The organism is Cellvibrio sp. UBA7661, from assembly GCA_002483365.1.
GTDB lineage: Bacteria > Pseudomonadota > Gammaproteobacteria > Pseudomonadales > Cellvibrionaceae > Cellvibrio.
This window is the reverse complement of record DLHT01000015.1, coordinates 25,033-46,796: the sequence shown is the minus strand read 5'-3', so window position 1 is coordinate 46,796 and position 21,764 is coordinate 25,033. Positions and strand designations below refer to the sequence as shown.

Genomic DNA, 21,764 nt, shown 5'->3' with positions numbered 1-21,764 from the left:
TTTACTGGATGAGTTGCGCAGGTTTTGATCGATTTAAGGCAATCAGTACTGCGATTTGGTCGCCAGAGCAGCGTGCACCAGTTGCTCGCGCTCTTCTTTGGATAGTTGAGTAAAGTCGGTATTTTTAAGTTTTGCCAAAAATTCAGCTGTTTTTTTCTGGTTCTGTTGGAGTCGCAGTTTTTCTATTGCATCACAAAATGCGCGCTCGCTATCGTAGTCTGCTTTTGCGGGCTTATCCTGTCGGCTTTGGCTCAGGGCGTTGGCAGCTTGCAGTAAATCGTGCCCTGCAATCGCCGCAAGCCTCTCTGTTTCGTCTGCACCATAGACACCTCTCCAGTAACCAATCAGATGGGAGAGGTTGTAGTGCGGCCGTTCATGCAACACTTTGAGCAATCGCCCCAAGGTAATGCACTCGCTGTTGGATTCATCCTCCAGCCACTCATCATGATTGGGGGTGAGGCTTGCAAGGCTGGGGTGTGTGAGCAGTAATGCAAGTGCCTTGCGTGCCGGAGGCATTAGATATCGGCTCGCGGTGCGGGCTTGTAATTCTGGTTGATATTGGCGACGGTTTGGCGTGCGCGCGATAGGTTCTTCATAGTATTCGTGATAGTCCGGTGGCGGCAGTTCTGCAGGAAAATCACTGTAATCCCCCGGATTCATGCCTGAATCGTAGGGTGTTTGGTAGTTTATGTGGTTGTTTGGGTGGTTATCTGGCCAATGGTTGTGATGTTGGGGGGCAGCAGTTGGCATAACCTTTTCTTCGGTGGGTGTATTTACCAACGTTTTAGCGGGAGATGCTTGTGTGGCAGGCTCTGCTTTTTGCTGCTCGAGCACCAGTTCCTGTAATACTTTGCGATTGAGGCCTGTGCGCGTCGCCAGATTTTCAAACATCAACTCCCTGAAGACGCCTTTGGGGAGTCGGTCCAAAAGCGGAGCGGCCCGTTTGCTGAAAGTGGCGCGCCCTTCCATTGTGCGGATATTCAGGCCTTCAGCGACAGCATCGAATAAGTAATCTTCAAAAGGAACGGCCAGTTCGACCATTCGCTCGAATTTTTCCGTGCCTATCTGGCGCACGAGTGTGTCCGGGTCTTCATTTTCCGGTAAAAACAGGAATTTCACCGTACGACCATCGGTCATGCACTCAATAGATGCCTCCAGTGCCCGGTGCGCAGCGCTTCTGCCTGCCTTGTCGCCATCGAAACAAAATACCACTTCATTGGTGTATTTGAAGGCTCGATCCAGGTGGTCTGGCCCGCATGCGGTTCCCAATGTGGCGACACCATAGCAAATGCCGAACTGGGCGAGGCTCACCACATCCATATAGCCTTCTACTACCAGCAGTCGTGGCAGCTCGCGATAAGCGAGGCGCGCCTCGTAGAGTCCATAAAGCTCTTGGCCTTTGTGGAAAACTGGCGTTTCCGGAGAGTTGAGATATTTGGGTTTATCGTCACCTAAAACGCGACCGCCAAAACCGATAACCCGCCCGCGGGTATCGCGGATGGGGAACATGATTCGATGACGAAAGCGGTCGTAGAGTTTTTTTTCTTGCTCCTGATGAATCAGCATTCCGCCTTCAATTAGCAGGTGTTTATCTTCATCGTTTTGAGCGAGGGCTTTGAGTAAGTTGTCCCAGCCAGGTGGTGCAAAACCGACACCATAGGTCTTGGCTGTTTTGCCGTCCAAACCACGATTTTTTAAATAGTTGACGGCGAGATGTTTACTGGGGTGGTGACGCAATTGATGCTGGTAAAACGCATCTGCTTTCTCCAGTAATGTATAAATACTGCGTTTTTCCTCTTCGCGTTTTTGCTGGGCTTCGGTCTGTACTTCGCGTGGCACTTCCAGCCCTGCGAGGCGAGCAAGCATCTCTGTCGCTTCGGGGAAACTTAGCCGCTCGTAATCCATAACAAAGCCGAGTGCATTGCCGCTAGCGCCGCAGCCGAAACAATAAAAAAACTGTTTCTCTGGGCTAACAGTGAAAGAGGGGGTTTTTTCGTCGTGGAAGGGGCAGCAAGCGCTGTAGTTTTTGCCGGTTTTTTTTAGTTTTACGCGACTATCGACCACATCGACAATGTCGAGGCGGTCGAGCAGGTCGTCAATAAAGCTTTGGGGGATTAATCCGGCCATTGAAGCGGTCGCCTGAGATTTGGGTTGCCAGAACTAGCAGTTAGCGACTAATTGCTCAATTTGGCTTTAAGCAGCTTGCTTACATCGCCCATGTCGGCGCGCCCTTGCACTTGAGGCTTGATTAGCGCCATGGCTTTGCCCATGTCGCGCGCTTCGCTAACACCTGCATCGCTTATCGCTTTGACTACAATGGCATCTAACTCTGCAGCGGTTAAGGCGGCAGGGAGGAATTCTTGTATTTGGCTTATTTCGTAAGCTTCCTGTTCGGCAAGCTCGGGGCGATTGGCGTTGCGATATTGTGCTTCGGAGTCGCGGCGCTGTTTGACCATTTTATCCAGCACGGCCAGTATGCGGGCATCATCCAGCTCGATGCGCTCATCCACTTCGATTTTTTTGAATTCAGACATCACAAGACGCAAAACCGCGACGCGCTCTTTTTCTTTAGCGCGCATCGCGGTCTTTAAGGCATCATTTATGCGGTCTTTTAGCGTTGTTTGACTCATGGGTTCACCAATAATCAATCATTTAAAACGCACGGCTTGTTAGTGAAAAGATGCAAACAAACTAACAAACAGAACCGGTAAGCACTAATTACTGTGTTATCCCAATTGGGCACAGCAGGCTATTAGTACAGACGGGTAAACTTTTTGGATTCGCGTTGAACCTTTTTAGCATGACGCTTAACAGCAGCAGCGGCATCACGCTTACGAATAGTGGTTGGCTTCTCATAGCATTCGCGAGCGCGAACGTCAGCCAAAATACCGGCTTTTTCACAGGCGCGCTTGAAGCGACGCAGGGCTACATCAAATGGTTCGTTTTCTTTGATTTTTACTGAAGGCATGTCGTTACCTTTAAATTAAGTGCTTAAAAATGATGTCTTGAGGAAATTGGTCTGCACAACGTGCGTCCAAGTATCCAAGGGGTGCGGATTCTATACGCTTCTTGTTGCAGCCGCAACCTTGGCTGGGTTGTTGCGCTGGGTTTTCCCGGAGCCAGCCATTATCATAGCGTCTCTGAATTTGTTGATCGTCACCTGTAAGGTGAGCAAGAGGTTGGATTATGCGTGTATTGGGCTTGGAAACATCTTGTGATGAGACCGGTGTTGCAGTCTATGACAGCGACCGGGGCTTAATGGCGCATGTGCTCTACACCCAAATTGCCCTGCATGCTGAATACGGTGGCGTTGTCCCCGAATTGGCCTCGCGCGACCATGTGCGCAAGCTCTTGCCTCTTATTAATGAGGTAATGGAGAAGAGTGGCTCCAGTGCTGCCGATATTGATGCTATCGCCTACACATCAGGCCCTGGCTTGGTTGGTGCCTTGATGGTGGGCGCATCGCTCGGCCGCTCTCTTGCTTATGCCTGGGATGTTCCTGCGATTGGTGTGCATCATATGGAGGGGCACTTGCTCGCTCCCATGTTGGAGGCGAATCCCCCCGCATTTCCTTTTGTTGCGCTGTTGGTATCGGGTGGGCATACGCAGTTGGTGAAAGTAGATGCGATTGGGCAATATGAATTATTGGGCGAATCGATTGATGATGCAGCTGGTGAGGCTTTTGATAAAGCGGCCAAAATGCTCGATCTGGATTATCCCGGCGGTCCGCAAATTGCCAAACTTGCAGAGCAGGGTGTTGAGGGGCGATTTAAATTTCCGCGACCTATGGTTGATCGCCCCGGTTTGGATTTCAGTTTCAGTGGATTAAAAACAGCGACGCTCACGACGGTCAATGCCAATAAGCAAGCGAATGGCCTGCCTGATGACCAAACCTGCGCCGATATTGCCTGCGCATTTCAGGCAGCAGTTGTTGATACATTGGTAATCAAGTGTAAGCGCGCGCTTGAGCAGACCGGCATGAAAACCTTGGTTATCGCTGGCGGCGTTTCGGCGAATAAAAAATTGCGCGCCGATTTGGATGCCGAACTCGCCAAAATGGGTGCAAAAGTATTTTATGCTCGCCATGAATTTTGTACTGACAATGGTGCGATGATCGCCTACGCAGGTTGCCAGCGATTACTTGCGGGGCAGCAAGAGGGATTGGCAATCAATGTGAAGGCGCGCTGGCCGCTGGATTCACTTTCTCCTCTGTAAAAAAATGGCTTCGCTGGAGTCATCACTTTTTAGAATAATCACATCACAATTCACGCTACAGAAAAGACTATTTTTATGGATATTGTTTACATTCGCGATTTACGCATCGATACCATTATCGGTATTTATGACTGGGAGCGCGAAGTGCGCCAAACCGTCAGCATTGATTTGGAAATGGCGAGCGACATTAGTAAAGCTGCTGCAACGGACGATATTCAATATGCATTGAATTACAAAGCGGTTTCCAAACGCTTGATTGCCTATGTAGAAAATCGCAATGCACTTTTGGTGGAGACGCTTGCTGAGGAAATTGCACAGGTAATTCGCACCGAGTTTGATGTGCCCTGGTTGCGCTTACGATTAAGCAAGCCCGGTGCTGTGCGTGGAGCTCGCGATGTCGGTTTGATTATTGAGCGCGGAGTTAAGCCTGCATGACAATGATTTATCTGAGTCTCGGCAGTAATGTCGAGCGCCATAAACATATTGCAGCAGGTTTGGATGCATTGGCTCGCATGTTAGGTGAGCTGCAGATATCGTCCGTGTATGAAAGCAAAGCAGTGGGATTTGAGGGGAGCAATTTTTTTAATCTGGTCGTTGGTGCCGAGACTGTTTTGTCCATTGCTGAGTTGTCAGAAAATTTAAAGCGGATTGAGGATAATAATGGGCGTAAACGCAATGGTCCAAAGTTCAGTCCGCGCACGCTCGATATCGATATTCTGACTTACGGGGATTTCGTTGGGATTGAAAGTGGTATTGAGTTGCCGCGTGCAGAAATTACCAAAAATGCATTTGTGCTATTGCCGATGGCAGAAATTGCTCCACACGCTAAACATCCTCAGTTGCTGCAAACCTACGCGCAGCTATGGAGTGAGTATGACCAGTCATCGCAACAGTTGTGGGTGATTGACTTTATGTGGAGCGGAAGAAAAATTTCGCAGGCTCAATAATCACTACAGCCATTTCTTGTAAGCCACTACCCCAAATCCTGCTGCTATCACCAGCATTCCCCCCAATGTATAAAAATAGCCATTAGGTGCATGCAGTTCTGGCATGTTGTCGAAATTCATTCCATAAATGCCTGCGATAAAAGTCAGTGGAACAAAAATCGCCGTGATGACTGTCAACACTTTCATAGTGCTGTTCAGTTGGTGTGAACTGATAGATAAATATCCGTTGATTAAATCGCCGCAGATTTCGTAATACATTGTGCATAGGCCATGCAAACGTTCGCAGCGTTCGAATAAATCTTGCAGTGCGTGTTCAATATCGCCGTCTTCATCTATCAGGCGTTGCGGTATTTCTTTTAATAAATTGGTTACCAATTTTTCGTGGTAGCTGAAAATGCGTTTGAGTTTTCGTAAGCGTGACTGGTAGGCGATCAACTCACGCATAACTTCATCGTTAGGTTTTTCTTGCATTGAATCTTCAAGTTCATTAAGCGATGGCTCAAATGCAAGTATGGCTTCCAGATAGCGACCAACCGAAAAACGCATGATGCGCGATGCAAGTAATCCCGGGCTCACCAATAAATTTTCATGATGCGCATTTTCCCAATAATGTGAGATGCCCAGTGAATTGCGTGGGTGGCAGCTGATGAGATGACGTTCACCTGCAAATAATGCGATTGTCATTTGTTGGATGGTGAGGTCTTTGTTGAATTCGGTAATTCCGCGGTACAGTATCAGTGTGTGATCTTCGAATGTTTCCGTTTTGGGTGGGTGGCGAAAGCGTTGCACATCTTCAACGGCGAGTGGGTGACAGTTCATCGATAATAAAAATTGCTTTTCTTTCGCAGGCTCTTCCCCGTTTAAATCTATCCAGATGTAGCTGTTTTGGTCTGCTCGCCAACGTGACACTAAATCTTCATTACCTGTAAGCCATTCGCCAGTTGAGGTTAATAGTTGTGTTTTGATCATGCTGAATAAAAATCCACGTTGATTGGATAGCAATTAGATGGTGATGGAGCGTCCGCCGTCTACATTGAGTATTTGCCCGGTCATATAGGGCGCTTCGTTGGCGAGAAATAAAATAGTGCGTGCTATATCCGATTCGTGCCCACGCTCTTGCAGAGGGATTTTGGCGAGCATCTTTTGTTTATTTTCATCAGAGAGCTGATCTTCCGGTTTTTTGTAACTGTCGTCTGGCCATAATATGGCACCCGGTGCAATTCCGTTGACGCGAATTAACGGTGCCAATTCCAAGGCAAGGGTTTTGGTGAGCATGACATTACCTGCTTTTGCGATCGAATAAACGCTGTGTTTTTTTAGCGGTTTATCGGCATAAATGTCTGCAATATTAATGATGCAACCGTGGTGTTTTGCCAGGGTGGGGGCCAATGCCTGTGCGAGAAAAAAAGGGGCTTTCAGGTTGGAGTTGATAATCTGGTTCCACTCTTCCTCGTCCGTTTTTCCGATCGGTGTTGGAAAAAAACTGGAGGCGTTATTGACCAACAAATCGATTTTCTGCCATGCATCACTACCCGCCTGCGCCAGGTGCATGACTTGCGACATATCATTTAAATCGGCTTGTATGCTAATGGCAGATTCGCTGCGTTTTTCGTTCAGTTCTTCTGCAAGTTCTTCTGCATCTGCTTTGGATTGATGATAGTGAGCGATGATATTGAAGTTGGCAGCGTGCAGCTTCCGTGCGATTTCTGCACCTATGCGCTTGGCTGCTCCGGTTACCAGTGCAACTTTTGGATAAGCTCCCGACATATTTCTCTCCTCTTTTATCGGCATCGGCTATCGACATTGGTTATCGGCATTCGATTTATTGGCCGATTTTCACTATGTCATCAGTCAGTGGCCGATGAGTTATTCATTTTTAATGTCATCAGATTGCGCAGGCGTTGTTGATTGACTGCATCGCCAAAAGCTTTTCCGGTGAGGTTCTGCGCCTGGATGGCGGCGACATCAATGTTTTGCGCGGCACTGAGCGCAGCGCGAAAAAAATCGGCCTGTGGATAATCGCGATCTTCAAAACCTGCGCGCCCACGTGCATCTGCTTCACAGCATAGCAAAAACTGCTCAAATCGTTCGGGGCGACGGAATGCATCGGTTGATTGCAATACTTTTAATATCGTGGCCGGTTTTAATTCCAATGCGCGATGACAATGGGTGTGCCATTGCGCGACCATTAATGCCAAATCTTTGTATTCTTTCGGCGCTGCAATGCGTTCACATAATTGTTTTACCAGCGGTAAGCTGCGGTCTTCATGGGCAATATGGCGCGGCCACTCATCGGGCGGTGTTTTAGCTTTGCCTACATCATGCAACAGTGTGGCAAAACGCACGCAGGTGCTGCGGGTTAATTTAGCGGCTTGTTGCAGGCTCATGAGCGTATGTATGCCAGTATCGATTTCAGGATGATGTTGGGCTGTTTGGGGGACGCCAAATAGGGCATCGATTTCCGGAAATAAACGCGCTAATGCTTTTGCGCTGCGTAAGACTTCAATAAAAATGTCCGGATGGAATTCCCCCAGTGCACGCTCGGTTTCTTTCCAGACCCGCTCGGCAACCAAATGATCGACTTCGCCGTTATCGACCATCATTTGCATCAGCTGAATAGTCTCATCGGCAACGCGAAAGCCTAGATAGTGATATCGTGCTGCAAAACGAGCAATGCGCAATATCCGCACGGGGTCTTCTGCAAATGCAGGTGATACATGGCGCAGGAGTCTATGGGCGAGATCTTGTTGGCCGTTGTAAGGGTCGATGATTTTGCCGGTTTCATCTTCGGCCATGGCGTTGATGGTCAGGTCGCGGCGAATCAAATCCTCTTCCAGTGATACTTCGCTGCCGCAGTAAAAACTGAAGCCGCTGTAACCGTGGCCGGTTTTGCGTTCGGTGCGGGCGAGGGCATATTCCTCTTTGGTGTGTGGATGGAGAAAGACCGGAAAGTCCTTACCTACAGGTGCAAAGCCAAGGCGATGCATTTCTTCTGGAGTGCTGCCTACGACCACCCAATCTTTTTCTTTTGGCTCGCGGCCTAATAATTTATCGCGGACAGCGCCGCCTACCAGATAAGTCTTCATGTAGCTCTTCACGATTTTTTGTCATTAAAAAATATGTAAACGAGTATAAGTGAGTTATTAGCCAAAAGGCATTAATAAAAAAGCATGCATAAAACTACAAAAATAACTTGTCGAGCGTAAGAAATTAAATTAACCTCGATTCAGTTTTCAGAAACCTTATAAGCTTAGATCAATTAATTATGTACCCAATTTATATCGCCAAGCATACCGCCCAAGCACTACGACCAATGATTTGGTTTGTAGTCTGTGCGCGTTGCTTGGCGGAATTTGTTGATTAGTTAGTTAATCGTTGTAAACAAAGGCCGCAGCATAAAAACTGCGGCCTTTTTGTTTTTTGGGTTTCAGTTTTATTTTTCCGATGTTGGAGTTTTTCCAGTATTGGGTGTTGCGGCCATTCTCTTGCACTTTGCTCATTGGGCAATAAGGAGTTATGCCGTGGCTGTAATATTGTCTTATTTTTCAGTAGTGCTGATATGGGCTACTACTCCGCTCGCTATTCAATGGAGTAGCGATAGTCTTAGTTTTATGCTGGCTGCTGTGGCGCGCATGTCGCTTGCGTTAGCGATTGCGTTATTTATTCACGCGCTACTGCGGCAATCGTTGAAAACCTATTGGCAGCATCGTGCAATTTATTTTGCAGCTTCTATCGGTATTTTTCCCAATATGCCGGTGGTGTATTGGGGGGTGCAATTTATTCCGTCAGGTTTGGCGGCGGTGCTTTTTGCCATGTCGCCGTTTGCAACGGGTGTAATGACATTGCTGTTGTTAAAGCAAAATCCATTTTCTATTAAGCGTGTGATTGCGTTGTTATTGGCGCTTTCTGGTTTAGTCATTATTTTTTATCACCAAATGCAATTCGATTTGCGCTCTATCTACGGCATCAGTGCGATGTTGTTGTCCTGCGCGTTATTCAGTTTCAGTAGTGTGTGGGTAAAAAAATTAACCTTGGAAAAATCAATCACACTGGATGCATTTCATCAGGCAACAGGTGCGTTGATATTTGCATTACCGGGGTTGTTGCTGTGTTGGTGGTTAATGGATGGTGCGTTACCACAACAGGTATCAACCAAATCTGCGCTATCGATTATGTACTTGGCAGTGATGGGGTCTTTGGTGGGCGCTGCATTATTTTTTTATATTTTGCAGCGGATGTCAGCGAGTGCAGTATCGCTCATTACTTTGATGACGCCGGTGTTGGCGATTGTCATCGGCAAAGTATTGGCAGATGAGGCGTTGTCATCGCAGACATTGATTGGTGTAGCGGTAGTTCTGTTTGCTTTGTTGTTGTATCTGCCCTGGACCATTCGCTCTGCTGTCGCCTCGTTGAACGCGTGGTTGTTGCGCAAATTAGCAGAGCCGCCAGCTTACGAAGGTGGAACCAGCGTGCAACAGGAATTACAGAAAATTAAAGAGTACGTTATTCGGTTTAAATGAGTTGTTTTGGTGCGTGCCCGGGTGACGAGCTTGGTTTTTGTGCACCATGCTTGTGCCCGGACAAGTTTTGTTTTGGGTATGCAATCTTGTATTCAATGTGTAACTAAATGATTTACAAGATAAAAATAAAACTGGCTTGGTATCTGCAATATTGCGCTCAAGCTAGTGTGAATTATCAATAGCTGCCTCAAAACTAACTAGTAAAGACCATTGAAGAGGAAGAACTCATGAAAATGAAACAAAAATTGATTGCTGGTGCCGTAGCTCTGTCGGCGTTTGCTGGTTTCTCTGTTCCAGCTGTTCATGCTGAGGTGGCTGCCAGTGTGGGTGTTTCCAATATGTACTATTGGAGAGGATATGATTTGGGCGGCGGCGCGGCATTGACTGCGGATATCAACGTAAGCGGCAACGGTTTCTTTGCTGGTGCCTGGACCTCTTCGGGCGATGAATCCCTGGGAACCGAGTATGACCTATATGCAGGTTACGCTGGCGAAGCTGGCGACTTTAAATACGGCGTGAGCGTAGTGTCTTACAACTACCCAGAGTTGGGCGGTGAAGAAAAAATTGCGCCGGGCGATTATGTAGAAATCATCCCAATGATCGGCTACGGCCCATTGAAAGTGACCTATTACGATGCAGTAGCTGCAGAAGTAAGTCCTTTGGATAACAAAGACTACTCATACGCAACTGCAGAATTGATTTTTGAAAAATTCGCGGTGAAATACGGCCAACACATGGACGATGGTGATACCACTTCTTCTCACTTGGATCTGACCTACAAGTACAACGACAAGTTGAGCTTCACTGTAGGTACTTTGGTTGATGACGGTGATGATGAAGAAGCGGATGACGCTACTTTCGTGGTGAGCCTGTCTCTGCCAATCGAGTAAGTTTTAGTTCGCTAAAATCACTTCGCAAAAGGCAAGCTTCGGCTTGCCTTTTTTATTGCGCTTCTCTCGGTCTGCTCTGCCTGGGTATTCGTTTTTCTGTCTCATCTTATAAAAGTAATAATTATATGATTTAATAAAAGATTCTTCCCCAGCCCTTATACTGCCGCCCGAACTCTGGTTCAATGCGCTGGCAATGGCTCACATCTTTATAAGGAATCTTGTATGTCCCGTTCCCCCATTCTTGTAACAGGCGGTGCCGGTTTTATCGGCAGCCATGTCTGTGTTGAGTTGATCAATAGCGGTTATTTGCCTGTCGTGGTCGATAACTTATGTAACAGCAGCGCTGAATCGCTCAAGCGCGTCGCCCGCATTACCGGTGTTGAGCCCGTGTTTTTTGAAGTGGATATCAACGATAAGAACGCGCTGCGCGAGGTGTTCCGCGCTTACGACATCAGTGCTGTGATGCACTTTGCCGGTTTGAAAGCGGTGGGTGAATCCAACCAGATTCCGATGAAATACTATCGCTACAACGTGGCGGGTACCTTGTCATTGGCGGAGGTGATGGAAGAGTTCAAGGTGTGGAAGCTGATCTTTAGTTCATCGGCAACCGTGTATGGCGATCCGGTTTCGGTGCCGATTGATGAGAGCTTTGCTACCTCGGCAACCAATCCTTATGGCCGTAGCAAGCTGATCGTAGAAGAGATTTTAAGGGATATCGCCAAGGCCCCGGGCAGCCAATGGAATTTTTCGTTGTTGCGTTACTTTAATCCGGTTGGTGCGCATGAAAGCGGCTTGATTGGCGAAGATCCCGCAGGAATCCCCAATAATCTGCTGCCTTATGTGGCGCAGGTGGCGATTGGAAAACTGAAAGAGCTGAGTGTATTTGGCGATGATTACGACACCGTCGATGGCACCGGCGTGCGCGATTACATCCACGTAGTGGATTTGGCGCTGGGTCATGTGGCTGCATTGCAAGCGCTGGAAAAAACCGGCGTTGGGTGCCGCGCCTATAATCTGGGCACAGGTACTGGCTATTCGGTACTGCAGATGGTGAAAGCATTCGAGGCAGCAAGTGGCCGCACAGTGCCTTACAAAATAGTGCCGCGTCGCGCAGGTGATATTGCCAGTTGCTACGCTGACGCGGCGAAGGCCAAAGCGGAACTGGGATGGGAAGCTAAGTTTGGCCTTGAGCGCATGATGCAGGATGCATGGCGCTGGCAGTCGCAAAATCCCAATGGTTATGGCGATTAATTGTTCCCGTCATTTCATTAATACCGTTCCGGTATAGCTACTTGTTCTTTATCGTCACTCCCGCGTGCGGGAGTCCAGCTGTAGTTGTTAAAACCTATGGATCCCCGCGCGCGGGGATGACGACTCCTTTTTTATATACCAGTTATTTAATCTGGCGCTGTGCTGTCCATTTGTGTGTTGCTCGTCTTTTCATTTGTGACCCGTTATGCACAAATCCCTCTCACTTTTTACCGTTTTAAGTGAGATGCCCCAGCTTTGGGCGGTTTTTCAAAAGTGAGAAGAAAACTGTCCCCCTCAAATCGATACTGTCGCTGTTGATGCTTACTAGTATGCCAGTGCGTCATGTAGTCTTTATGAATGAATAATCAATAACAAGACAACCAGCCATTTTCTGATCGACAGCTCTCGCATTTATAACAATAAGATCTCGCAAGAGGCACGCAGGGCGCTGTCGGCAGGGAGCCCAGTGGAGACAACTCTATGCAAACCAACCAGATAGGCAGGCTGTTATGCCTGTTTTGTGCTTTATTGCTCAGCCCCGGCCTTTTGGCCCAGACCAACCTTGCCCAGAACAAAACGGCAACTGCCAGTACCGCCATGACCCCGGCCGCCAATGCGGTTGATGGTAATGGTGGCACCCGTTGGGAATCGAATCACGGTGTTAGCCCATCCTGGGTCAGTGTTGACCTTGGTGCTTCCTATAACCTGTCATCGGTTGTGATCGATTGGGAAGCGGCCAATGCGGCTAACTATGAAGTGCAAGGTTCAGCAAACGGCACCAGCTGGACAACACTTGCTACCCGCACGGGCGGCACATTTGGCACCCGCACCGATACGGTCGCAGTGACTGGTTTGTATCGCTATGTGCGTGTGTACGCTACCCAGCGCAGCACCGGCAATAATTGGGGCTATTCGATCTGGGAGTTGAAGGTCTACGGTGCGGTGCCTGCCAGCAGCAGTGCGGCGAGTCAGCCCGCCAATCTCAATCTGGCGTTAGGCGCGACGGCTACTGCCAGTACACAAGTGCAGCCTGCCGCATTGGCGATTGATAATAACGGTGGTTCGCGCTGGGAATCGGCTATTAATACCGACCCTTCATGGATCAGTCTGGATTTCGGCTCGGCCAAAACCCTGAGCTCGGTGGTGATTGATTGGGAAGCAGCGAACGCAGCGAACTATCAGGTACAGGGTTCAAATAACAATTCGACCTGGACAACACTGGCTACCCGCACGGGCGGCACCTTTGGCAACCGTACCGATACAGTTGCGGTAAGCGGTTCTTATCGCTACCTGCGCATTTACGGTACTGCGCGCAGCACCGGCAACCAGTGGGGTTATTCGATTTTTGAACTGAAAGTCTATGGCTCCAGTGGCACTGCGAGCAGTGCGCCGAGTAGCAGTGCACCAAGTAGTACGGCACCAAGCAGCGTAGCGCCCAGCAGTGCTCCTACCGCATCATCGACACCTGCCGTGCCTTCATCCAGCAGTGTGGCGGCAAGCATTCCGGCGAACCTGACCTATAACCGCCTGTTCCCCAACCAATTCTCGCCAGAGGTATCGCGCAACTGGCGTATTGAGCCGGATGGCACCATTGTCACTTTTGGTAGTGGCCGCGCGCGTTCACGCCATGAAGCAGAGAGTATCTTCTATACCTTCCCGGCGTTTTATCACGAGCACCGCACCTTCAAGTTTGAAGTGCACGATCACACGTCCAAGGGCGAATCGCGCGTAGAGATTTTTTATGAGCCGGAATACGCCAACTTTAACGATATCGGCTGCCGCAAGAGCTTGTTCAACCCCTATCGCTCTTACTTTGGTGACAACGGCGGCTTTACCCGTATTGCAACCGCTGACCCTGCGACTGGTAAAGGCGAGCGCTGGCGCTGTGTGGGTACCCGTTTTGTACCGGGGGAGCGCGAAGGCCAAACGACCTTGCGTGTCGGTGAGTTCTACGATTTTGAATTCCAGCAATGGCTGGGCTTTACCGAGACAGATCCGCGGGTCAGCGCACAGCGCGTGTATTACACCGATACGTTCCGCATCAAACTGGGCAGCCCGGGTTTGTATATCGTGAATAACGATGAGTTGAATGCGAAATTGTCATCCGGTGGCGCTGCAACCGCTCCGCCTGTACGTGCGTTTAAAGGCATAGCACCGGAAAATGTGATCAGTACTTCGGGTGTGTTGGTGGATTCCAGTGCTCCGGGGTACATGCCGATCCGCTCGCCACAGGCGATTGCCAAGGGTTACCAAAAGCCGTCTTACTTACTGACTAATCCGGCGAATAATGCGACTGTGACTTACACCGAAAACGGCCAAACCTATACCGATTCGGTGCTGGAATATACGCCGGGAGCGGCAAGTGCCTTTGTTGTGGAACGCCATGAATACCAGTGGACATCGTTCTTCCGTGAAGCATTGAACACCCGTTGGGAAACCCACAACGGCTTCCTTAATGGCCGCCGCTTGTTCCACACCAGTTTTGTGGATGGCAAACACTTTGAGCCGGGTAACCCTGACTTTACCGAAATGGCGAACTTGTCTACCGGCCTGACTATCAACAATTCCTGCGTGGCATGTCACGTCAATAATGGTCGCGGCACTGCACCGGTAAATGGTCAATTGCCTAACACCATGGCAGTAAAAGTCAGCTCTGGCCAAACCAGTGCAACGGGCAATGCACTGCCTCACGCTTACTTTGGCAAGGTGTTGCAACCGCAATCGCGCAATGGTGGTGTACCGGCAGAGGCCAATACCAATGTGAATTACGCGACGGTATCCGGCACCTTCAACGATGGCACGCCGTATCAATTGCAATCGCCTAACTACTCAGTACAGGTGTTGGATCAAGCCGGTGGTGCGGTGAGCTTCTTCTCGCCCCGTATGGCGCAAACCATCGTTGGGTTGGGCCTGCTGGAAGCCGTACCTGAGGCGACTTTGTTGCAGCGCCATGACCCGAACGACAGCAATGGCGATGGGATTTCTGGTCGCGCGAACCAGGTGTCTGACCTGAAAACCGGTGAGCAGCGCATCGGCCGTTTTGGTTGGAAAGCGACTATCGCCACCCTTGAGCAATTCACCGCGGACGCATTGCATGAAGATATTGGTGTCAGTACCACCATGCTGCAGGGGCCTGCCTGCGGTGCTAACCAAACCGCTTGCCGCAATGCGGGTCCTGCCGGAGTGGAGTTGAGCGATGCGCGCGTTAACCTGTTGGCTGTGTATATGCAGGCGCTGGGGGCACCGGCGCGCCGCCCGGAAACCGTCAATAACGCCGATGTCGCACGTGGAGAGCAAGTGTTCGCTAACCTGGGATGCGGCGGCTGCCATACACCGAGTATGACCACCGATTACGGTCACCCCTTGGCGGAGCTGCGTGGCCAAACCATCAAGCCCTATACCGACTTGTTGCTGCACGATATGGGCGCAGGCTTGGCTGATAACCTCACCAATAACGCTAGCCTGAATCGTGAGTGGCGTACCCCAGCGCTTTGGGGCTTGGGTTTGACCGAGGCGGTAAATGGTCATAGCCGTTTATTACACGACGGCCGCGCACGCAATATTAACGAGGCGATCTTGTGGCACGGCGGTGAAGCAGCGGCAAGTCAGGCTGCCTACCGCGCTGCATCTGCTGCGCAGCGCAACGATTTGATCAAGTTCCTCGAATCGCTATAAGCATCCAGCACAGTTAATAAGCTGAAACTCCCGTCAGGCAACTGGCGGGAGTTTTGTTTTTCCCATGCTGTGCCCAGCCAAAGTGGCACGTATCTATTTAATTATTGAGTTGAGGTGGGACGATTTTCGCGCCAGTCGATGTAAGTATCGCCGCGCCTGGTTACCGGTACGGCCAATACGGCCAATACAGACAGTACAAATAATCGGCAACGTCACGCTAATAATAATCATCGAGGCTCAAATGAAATTCTCTCTCCCTCTGATCTCCTACATCAGTGTGGTGTGTATTGCACTCACTGCCTGTGGGGGTGGTTCCTCTGACAATAAGAACAACAGCTCCAGCAAAGTCGCCCAAACCGGCAGCTCCAACGCGGGAGGTGTCACTGAATCATCCACCGATGCCAGCTCAAGCATGCCTGCTGCAACGGTTGTATTGAGTGGTCGCGTAGCCATTGGGGCTGCAATACCTAATGCCACTGTGGTCGCACGTTGTGCCGATGGCAGCGGGTTTATCGCGCCGGTCGTCACTGACATTAACGGCGGTTATCAAGGCACTATTCCTGCTACTGCCAGTTTGCCTTGTGCATTACAGGCTCGCGGAGGCCAACCGGAAGTGGTGTTGCACAGTTATGCCACTAGCGCGGGCAACGTTAACATCACCGTGTTGACCGATCTGATCCTTGCCGGTGCCAGCGGTCAATCGCCAGCAACTTGGTTCGATAGCAGCGATTGGCAGTCCGTCGGGACGACTCTGGAATCTACCCAAGCCGAGTTGGCGCGCCAGTTAGCCCAATCTGGCTATACCTTGGATAGCGAAACCTTCTCACCCTTTACCGTCAGTTTTGTGATTGGCGATGCCCATGACCAAATCATGGACCGTTTGCAGGAGGCGATTGCAGCCAATGGCGATTTGGACAGCTACGAAGACCTGCTCGAACAAATAAAATCCGGCAAAGGGTTGGGGGTGATCCCTCCTGTTCCTGCCAGTTCCAGCAGTTCTGCGCAAACCTCATCGGTGCAGACATCGCTCGATGACTCACCCGTGCCGGACTCATCTTCCAGTTCATCGCTCAGCTCCAGTGCTGCCAGCAGTGTTGCATCAAGTATTACTGTAGTAGTGCCTGCACCCAGCTCTGTGCCTGCCAGTTCAGTCGCGCCCAGTTCTGTACCTGCTAGTTCAGTTGCTCCGAGTTCCGAGCCTGCAAGCTCGGTTGCCCCAAGTTCTGTTCCGGCAAGCTCAAGCTCAGTCGAGTCAAGTTCTGTTGCCAGCAGTTCTACTCCTGCAAGCAGTTCTGCGGCCAGCTCCAGTACACCGGCGTGGAATCTGGTGTGGGAAGACGAATTTGAAGGCACCAGTATCGATTCCTCTAAATGGGAACACGAAGTCAATTGCTGGGGCGGCGGTAATAACGAGGCTCAGTGCTACGTTAATAACCCAGCCAACAGTTTTGTGACAGATGGTCTGTTGAACATCAAAGCCATTCAAGGCCACGTGTGCGGCCCGGCGAAGAATCAGGAAGACCCTGGCTATAACCCTGCGGATACCTCGGTCTGTAAAGACTATTCGTCTGCCCGTCTGCGTACCAAAGGCAAGGCGGATTGGAAATATGGCCGCATGGAAATCAGGGCGAAAATGCCATCAATCGGTGGTGGTGTCTGGCCTGCGATTTGGATGCTGCCTACTGATACCACCAAGTACGGCAGCTGGCCGCACAGTGGCGAGATCGACATCATGGAAGCCTTCCAACCGGGTGTTTCCGGCGCACAACCAACCGGTGCGGCGAACGAAATCCACGGCACTTTGCACTATGGTTATTCATGGCCAATGAACCAGTACAGCGGCGCGTCGTATGAACCACCAACCAATATTTGGGATGATTTCCATACCTACGCGGTGGAATGGGAAGAGGGCGAGATTCGCTGGTATGTGGATAACGTACTCTTTGCGCGCAACAGCGGTAACTGGTTTATCTATTACTGGGGCGGGCAGGAAGTGGGTTATCAGGTAGGGACGGGTGCCCAGCCGTTCGATCAACCTTTCCACATGATTTTGAACGTGGCATTGGGTAATGGCAGCTATGTTCCTTATCCAACCTTCGGGCCTTCTGACAACGTCACCATGGAAGTGGACTTCGTCAAAGTCTACGAATGCTCTGCTGATCCGGTGACCGGTAAAGGTTGTGAAACACCGACTGCTGACCCCAGTGTGATAGCAACCGAGATTGCCAAAGACACGCCGCCACCGGCTACCTGGGATACCCGCTGGTTGTACAAAGACGGTTTGCAAACGCTGTCATTCGATATCAATGGTGCACAGGTACCAGGGCCAATGTCTCTGGGTAGCTATGCTTGTCCTTCCTGGGAAAGTTGGTGTCCTGCCGGTTCAAGCATCACCGTTACTGAACCGAATATTGCCGATGGCCCTGGCGGCGAACCTGCCAAAGTGTTGGATCTCGCATTCGCGGGTATCAGCAACGCCTTTATCATCTTCGGTGAAGCCGGATCGGAGGATGCGCTCGACTTTGGTGGTTCTATTTCAGAATACGGCCGCGCTGTGAATCTGGGTGAAATCAAGTTTGATATGCGGGTATTGGATATCGATGCCAACACCAAGTTACGCATCAAACTGGACAGCGGTTATCCAAACAACAGCTACCACGAGATCGAAATCCCGGCGGAAAATGAATGGGCAGAAGTGTCTGTGCGTCTTTATACCTTGCTGCCTAATACCAACGAAGGTTATGCATCACCGGTGAATTTCAAGAGCATCAAAAACCCCTTCGTGATCGAGCCTGTGGGCGGCAATGCGCATGTGCAGCTCAACAATATCCGCTTCGTCTGTCAGGACAGTGAAGAGTGGGGCGATTGCAATATCAAACCGGTAGTACCGCCTGAGCCGGTTACCGAAGATATGGATATTTTTGTAGGCGGGTTGGATGCAAATTGGAGTAACCCGGGCTTTGGCGTTTGGCAGGCCGACGGTCAGGTTATTACTATTGATGCCACTGTGAATGATCCAGACAAGGGTACCGTAACTCAAGTGGCGTTCACGCCCGTCGGAATGGGCACCTTCTACATTCAGGGCAGCTCCAAAGATCTGAGTGCGTTTGCTGCGGGCGATCTGGTGTTTGATCTTAAAGTGGTAAGCAACACCGGTAATACCAGCGGCTTCCTTGTGAAAGCAGATTGTGGCTTTCCTTGTGTAGGTGCGGAAATACCTGTTCCTCTACCGGCGGATAACAATTGGCACACCATCACTGTGCCTATTGCGAGCATTGCAGCTAAGGCTGGCTTTGACATCACAAAAGTGAATACACCTTTCTCGCTGTGGCCGGTATTTGGCCAGCAAAATGTCACTTTCCAGGTGGCAAATGTTCGCTGGAGGCTTCCGCAATAAACGTCTGTTGTAACGATGAACTAAAATAAACGTCGAGCGAAAAACAAAAAACGCCCATCAGGTAACTGATGGGCGTTTTTTATTTTATGTGTCGTTGAGTGCGCAGGATGGACTCCGGTATTCCCTCGGAGACTCGCCGTAAATACGTCCATGTAGGCTCGAATGCAGCATCCATGCTGCATACGGTCTCCGATGAAATACCGGAGTCCATCCTTGGAAAGATTTTTCAGAAAAAAGAAATCAAACCAAATCTTTATCAGTAGCAAATGACAGCGCGAAAGATTTTGGGCCTACGTTGATAGCGCCCGTCATGCTCATCATCGACAGCATGGTTTTTACATTGTATTGCTTACAGAATTCACGGAACTCTACCAGAATCGGTTCGTCTTTGATTTCTTCCAGCAAACCACCGTAACTCATCGCGATCACTTCACTGGTCAAACCCTGCTGAATTTGTTTTTTCACATGCGTCAGCAACTTTTCCAATGCACCTAAAAAACCTCTGCCGGTATCGATCTTGTCGGTATTGCCGCGATGCAATTGCACAATCGGGCGCAGGTTTAAAGCGCTCGCCAATTTAAAATTGATCCAGGAAATATTGTTGTCACCTTTGCGCAAATGGCGACGCTCCCGCATGTACGACAAATCGTTCGGAATTAAATAGCCATACACTTGGTCGCGCATATTGTCGATTTCGCGGATCGATTTATTCAGCGGCAAATTATCAACCTGAATGCGTTTGACCAATTCGTACACCAGCAAAGCATGGCCAGTGAACATAGACATTGAGTCATATAAACGGATACGAAATGGCGAGCGGCCTTCGCTTTTTTCCATCTCGCGAAATTTGGGTTCGTTTACGAGCGCAGCTTCTGATACACGCTTGAATACGTCACTTTTTTTACTGTTGATGGTGACTACTTGCACCAGATCATATTTCGGCAGCAAACGCTCCCTGAGAATGTCTGTCATGTCATTGACGGAAAGTGGATCGGACTGCGCCAAGCCATACACATCGCGTGAATGGTTTTTGTAAAAATTCAGCATGGTTTGTGGATCGCGATAATCCAGTTCCTGGCCTTTGGCGTGCTTGATGTAAATTGGCAGCACTTCAATGTTGTGTTGCTGGATAAATTTCGCTGGTAGATCGCATGTTGAATCGACAGCAATGCACGTCCTGGATGACATTTTTAAAACCCCGTAAATTGGTAGCATTTTTTTGTGAGTGCCGTCCCAGGCTGTTGTTTCCTGTCGCTCGCGCTGTTTTCTTGCGTACAGCACCTGAGCCGATGGTGCCAGTATCGGGTGTGCGGTAAAAAAGCAGTAGTCGCAAATTTCCCTGAAATGTGTGCGGCGTTGCGGAAGTTGTTGTGAGGAATAACCGGTACGCGTGTGAGCTTTGGCTTACACGAAAGGAGACTTTATCGACAAAACAGAGGGGAGCTGGCTGGGATTTAATCGCTGCTGGGTAAGATTGGCAGGGTGACACTGAAGCAGGCGCCGCCCAATTCCGAGCGGTGGATGCTGATATTGCCCTCGTAGCTGCGCACAATTTCCGCTGCCACTGTCAGGCCAATGCCTTGCCCGGGAATAGAGGTGTCGAGCCGCTGGCCGCGTTCAAGAATACGCTCGGTCTGATCTTCCGGAACACCGGGGCCGTCATCTTCAATATCAATTTGTAAGAAATTGCCTGTAACTTGCGAGCGCATACGCACTTGTTTATTGCCGTATTTGAACGCATTTTCCAGCAGGTTACCCAGCAATTCCATCACATCCTGTTCATCGCCCGCGACAATGGAATTGGGTGCGAGATCCAATTCCTGTTCCATGCGTTTTTGTGCGTAGACTTTTTGCATCGCTGAAAATAAACGCTGGGCGATGGGTTCAATCCGCGTGCGGCGGAAGGTGCCTTTTTGTTGGCTGGATACGGCGCGCTGCAATTGATAGGTCACGACCTGATTCATCCGCGCTACTTGCTCACTGGCAATTTGTTGCAGCTCGCCATCACTTGCGCCGCCGTCTACCAACTTACTTTGCAGCACTGCCAACGGAGTTTTCAAACTGTGCGCAAGGTCGGCCAGGCTGTTGCGATAGCGCAAGCGCAAGGCCTGCTCGCGCTCCAATACCTGATTGAGGTTGTTGACGATTTTTTGCAGCTCTTTGGGGTGTTCGCCTTCAATGTTGCTGGTGTCGCCACTTTGCATGGCTTTGAGTGCTTGCGCGAGTTTGCCCAGCGGGCGTAAACCCCAGCGCAAAATCAGCGTCTGGGCAATCAATAAAAATATCCCGGCTGCGCCCAGCCAGCGCCAGAGTTCATTGCGGTAGGCTTTGAGCTCTGCCTGATATTCCTGTGCACTGTGTACCACCACGAAATGGAAGGGCGTGGGGTTGCCGCGCGCGTCTTCCCAATTAACGGTATAACGCGCAATAAAGTGCAATTGGTTATCCAATGTTTTGGTGCTGAACAGCATTTTCCCGGGGGTATCACTTTTGGCGATGCTGTTGTATTTGGGGGGCTTGTTCAGTGCAGCAGAGTTGGAGTGCCAGACGGCTTTTTCCTGGCTATCAAATACATAACCGTAAAGCCCCGAGTTGGGGTGTTCGAAATCGGCCTCGCTTAATGTGACCGGTAAACGCAGCCCTACAATGCGTGAGTTTTTACTATCCGGTTCGGCAACACTCATCAGCAAATTCACATGGCCACGCAAGCGCGAGCGCTCGGCAACTTCCAGGCTGTTTTCAAATGCACGATCCAGAAAAAAACCGGTCAGTCCCAAAAACAATGGCAGCAGCAGCGCCGATGCCAACAGCAGGCGCGATGCAATAGACGAAAATCGGGCGACTCTCACTGTGCTCTCATTATTTGGGA

General features: G+C 50.0%; 16 protein-coding genes. 8 read left to right on the top strand and 8 right to left on the bottom strand.

The genetic code is table 11. The features are described 5' to 3' along the window. Positions 1-42: 42 nt before the first annotated feature. The 3 genes from dnaG to rpsU form a co-directional block, all read right to left on the bottom strand. On the bottom strand, positions 43-2,127 hold the full coding sequence (gene dnaG, locus B2739_RS12310) for a DNA primase (protein WP_331346153.1): 2,085 nt from the start codon (positions 2,125-2,127) through the stop codon (positions 43-45). Positions 2,128-2,174: 47 nt separating this feature from the next. Beyond that, positions 2,175-2,630: a GatB/YqeY domain-containing protein gene (locus B2739_RS12305; protein WP_331346152.1), complete on the bottom strand. Its 456-nt coding sequence runs from the start codon at positions 2,628-2,630 to the stop codon at positions 2,175-2,177. Positions 2,631-2,752: 122 nt separating this feature from the next. Then, positions 2,753-2,968 (bottom strand): 30S ribosomal protein S21, encoded by a 216-nt coding sequence (gene rpsU, locus B2739_RS12300; protein WP_007644759.1) that lies wholly within the window; start codon positions 2,966-2,968, stop codon positions 2,753-2,755. Between the two features lie 218 nt (positions 2,969-3,186). Between rpsU and tsaD the strand changes: the two genes are divergently transcribed. From tsaD to folK, 3 genes are all read left to right on the top strand, one after another. Next, positions 3,187-4,215 carry a tRNA (adenosine(37)-N6)-threonylcarbamoyltransferase complex transferase subunit TsaD gene (tsaD, locus tag B2739_RS12295; protein ID WP_331346151.1) on the top strand — a complete coding sequence of 343 codons (1,029 nt, stop codon included), beginning with the start codon at positions 3,187-3,189 and terminating at the stop codon, positions 4,213-4,215. Between the two features lie 75 nt (positions 4,216-4,290). Beyond that, positions 4,291-4,650: a dihydroneopterin aldolase gene (gene folB, locus B2739_RS12290; RefSeq protein ID WP_331346150.1), complete on the top strand. Its 360-nt coding sequence runs from the start codon at positions 4,291-4,293 to the stop codon at positions 4,648-4,650. Beyond that, positions 4,647-5,162, top strand: a complete 516-nt coding sequence (gene folK / locus B2739_RS12285; RefSeq protein WP_331346149.1) for a 2-amino-4-hydroxy-6-hydroxymethyldihydropteridine diphosphokinase — start codon at positions 4,647-4,649, stop codon at positions 5,160-5,162. The genes folB and folK overlap by 4 nt, the downstream gene beginning before the upstream one ends. 3 nt (positions 5,163-5,165) lie before the next feature. Here folK and B2739_RS12280 read toward each other — a convergent pair whose 3' ends face one another. The 3 genes from B2739_RS12280 to B2739_RS12270 form a co-directional block, all read right to left on the bottom strand. After that, positions 5,166-6,131, bottom strand: a complete 966-nt coding sequence (locus B2739_RS12280; protein ID WP_331346148.1) for a magnesium transporter CorA family protein — start codon at positions 6,129-6,131, stop codon at positions 5,166-5,168. A 33-nt stretch (positions 6,132-6,164) separates the two neighbouring features. Then, positions 6,165-6,929, bottom strand: coding sequence for a pteridine reductase (locus B2739_RS12275; protein ID WP_331346147.1), 765 nt, complete (start codon positions 6,927-6,929; stop codon positions 6,165-6,167). Between the two features lie 80 nt (positions 6,930-7,009). After that, positions 7,010-8,248, bottom strand: a complete 1,239-nt coding sequence (locus B2739_RS12270) for a multifunctional CCA addition/repair protein (RefSeq protein WP_331346146.1) — start codon at positions 8,246-8,248, stop codon at positions 7,010-7,012. Positions 8,249-8,683: 435 nt separating this feature from the next. Here B2739_RS12270 and B2739_RS12265 point away from each other — a divergent pair, with 435 nt between their 5' ends. The 5 genes from B2739_RS12265 (at position 8,684) to B2739_RS12245 (ending at position 18,895) form a co-directional block, all read left to right on the top strand. Continuing rightward, positions 8,684-9,682: a DMT family transporter gene (locus B2739_RS12265; RefSeq protein ID WP_331346145.1), complete on the top strand. Its 999-nt coding sequence runs from the start codon at positions 8,684-8,686 to the stop codon at positions 9,680-9,682. A gap of 227 nt (positions 9,683-9,909) precedes the next feature. Beyond that, positions 9,910-10,572 carry a TorF family putative porin gene (locus B2739_RS12260; RefSeq protein WP_331346144.1) on the top strand — a complete coding sequence of 221 codons (663 nt, stop codon included), beginning with the start codon at positions 9,910-9,912 and terminating at the stop codon, positions 10,570-10,572. Between the two features lie 222 nt (positions 10,573-10,794). Further along, positions 10,795-11,823 (top strand): UDP-glucose 4-epimerase GalE, encoded by a 1,029-nt coding sequence (galE, locus tag B2739_RS12255; protein WP_331346143.1) that lies wholly within the window; start codon positions 10,795-10,797, stop codon positions 11,821-11,823. 480 nt (positions 11,824-12,303) lie between these two features. Continuing rightward, the gene (locus B2739_RS12250) at positions 12,304-15,498 is read left to right on the top strand and encodes a di-heme oxidoredictase family protein (RefSeq protein ID WP_331346142.1); all 3,195 of its coding nucleotides are present in this window, start codon (positions 12,304-12,306) and stop codon (positions 15,496-15,498) included. Positions 15,499-15,739: 241 nt separating this feature from the next. After that, entirely contained in the window at positions 15,740-18,895 is a 3,156-nt protein-coding gene (locus B2739_RS12245; RefSeq protein WP_331346141.1) for a family 16 glycosylhydrolase, read from the top strand. A gap of 240 nt (positions 18,896-19,135) precedes the next feature. Here B2739_RS12245 and B2739_RS12240 read toward each other — a convergent pair whose 3' ends face one another. Together B2739_RS12240 and B2739_RS12235 are read right to left on the bottom strand one after the other, a co-directional pair. Next, on the bottom strand, positions 19,136-20,083 hold the full coding sequence (locus tag B2739_RS12240; protein ID WP_331346140.1) for a DegV family protein: 948 nt from the start codon (positions 20,081-20,083) through the stop codon (positions 19,136-19,138). 266 nt (positions 20,084-20,349) lie between these two features. Further along, positions 20,350-21,744, bottom strand: a complete 1,395-nt coding sequence (locus B2739_RS12235; RefSeq protein WP_331346139.1) for an ATP-binding protein — start codon at positions 21,742-21,744, stop codon at positions 20,350-20,352. Between the last annotated feature and the right edge of the window lie 20 nt (positions 21,745-21,764).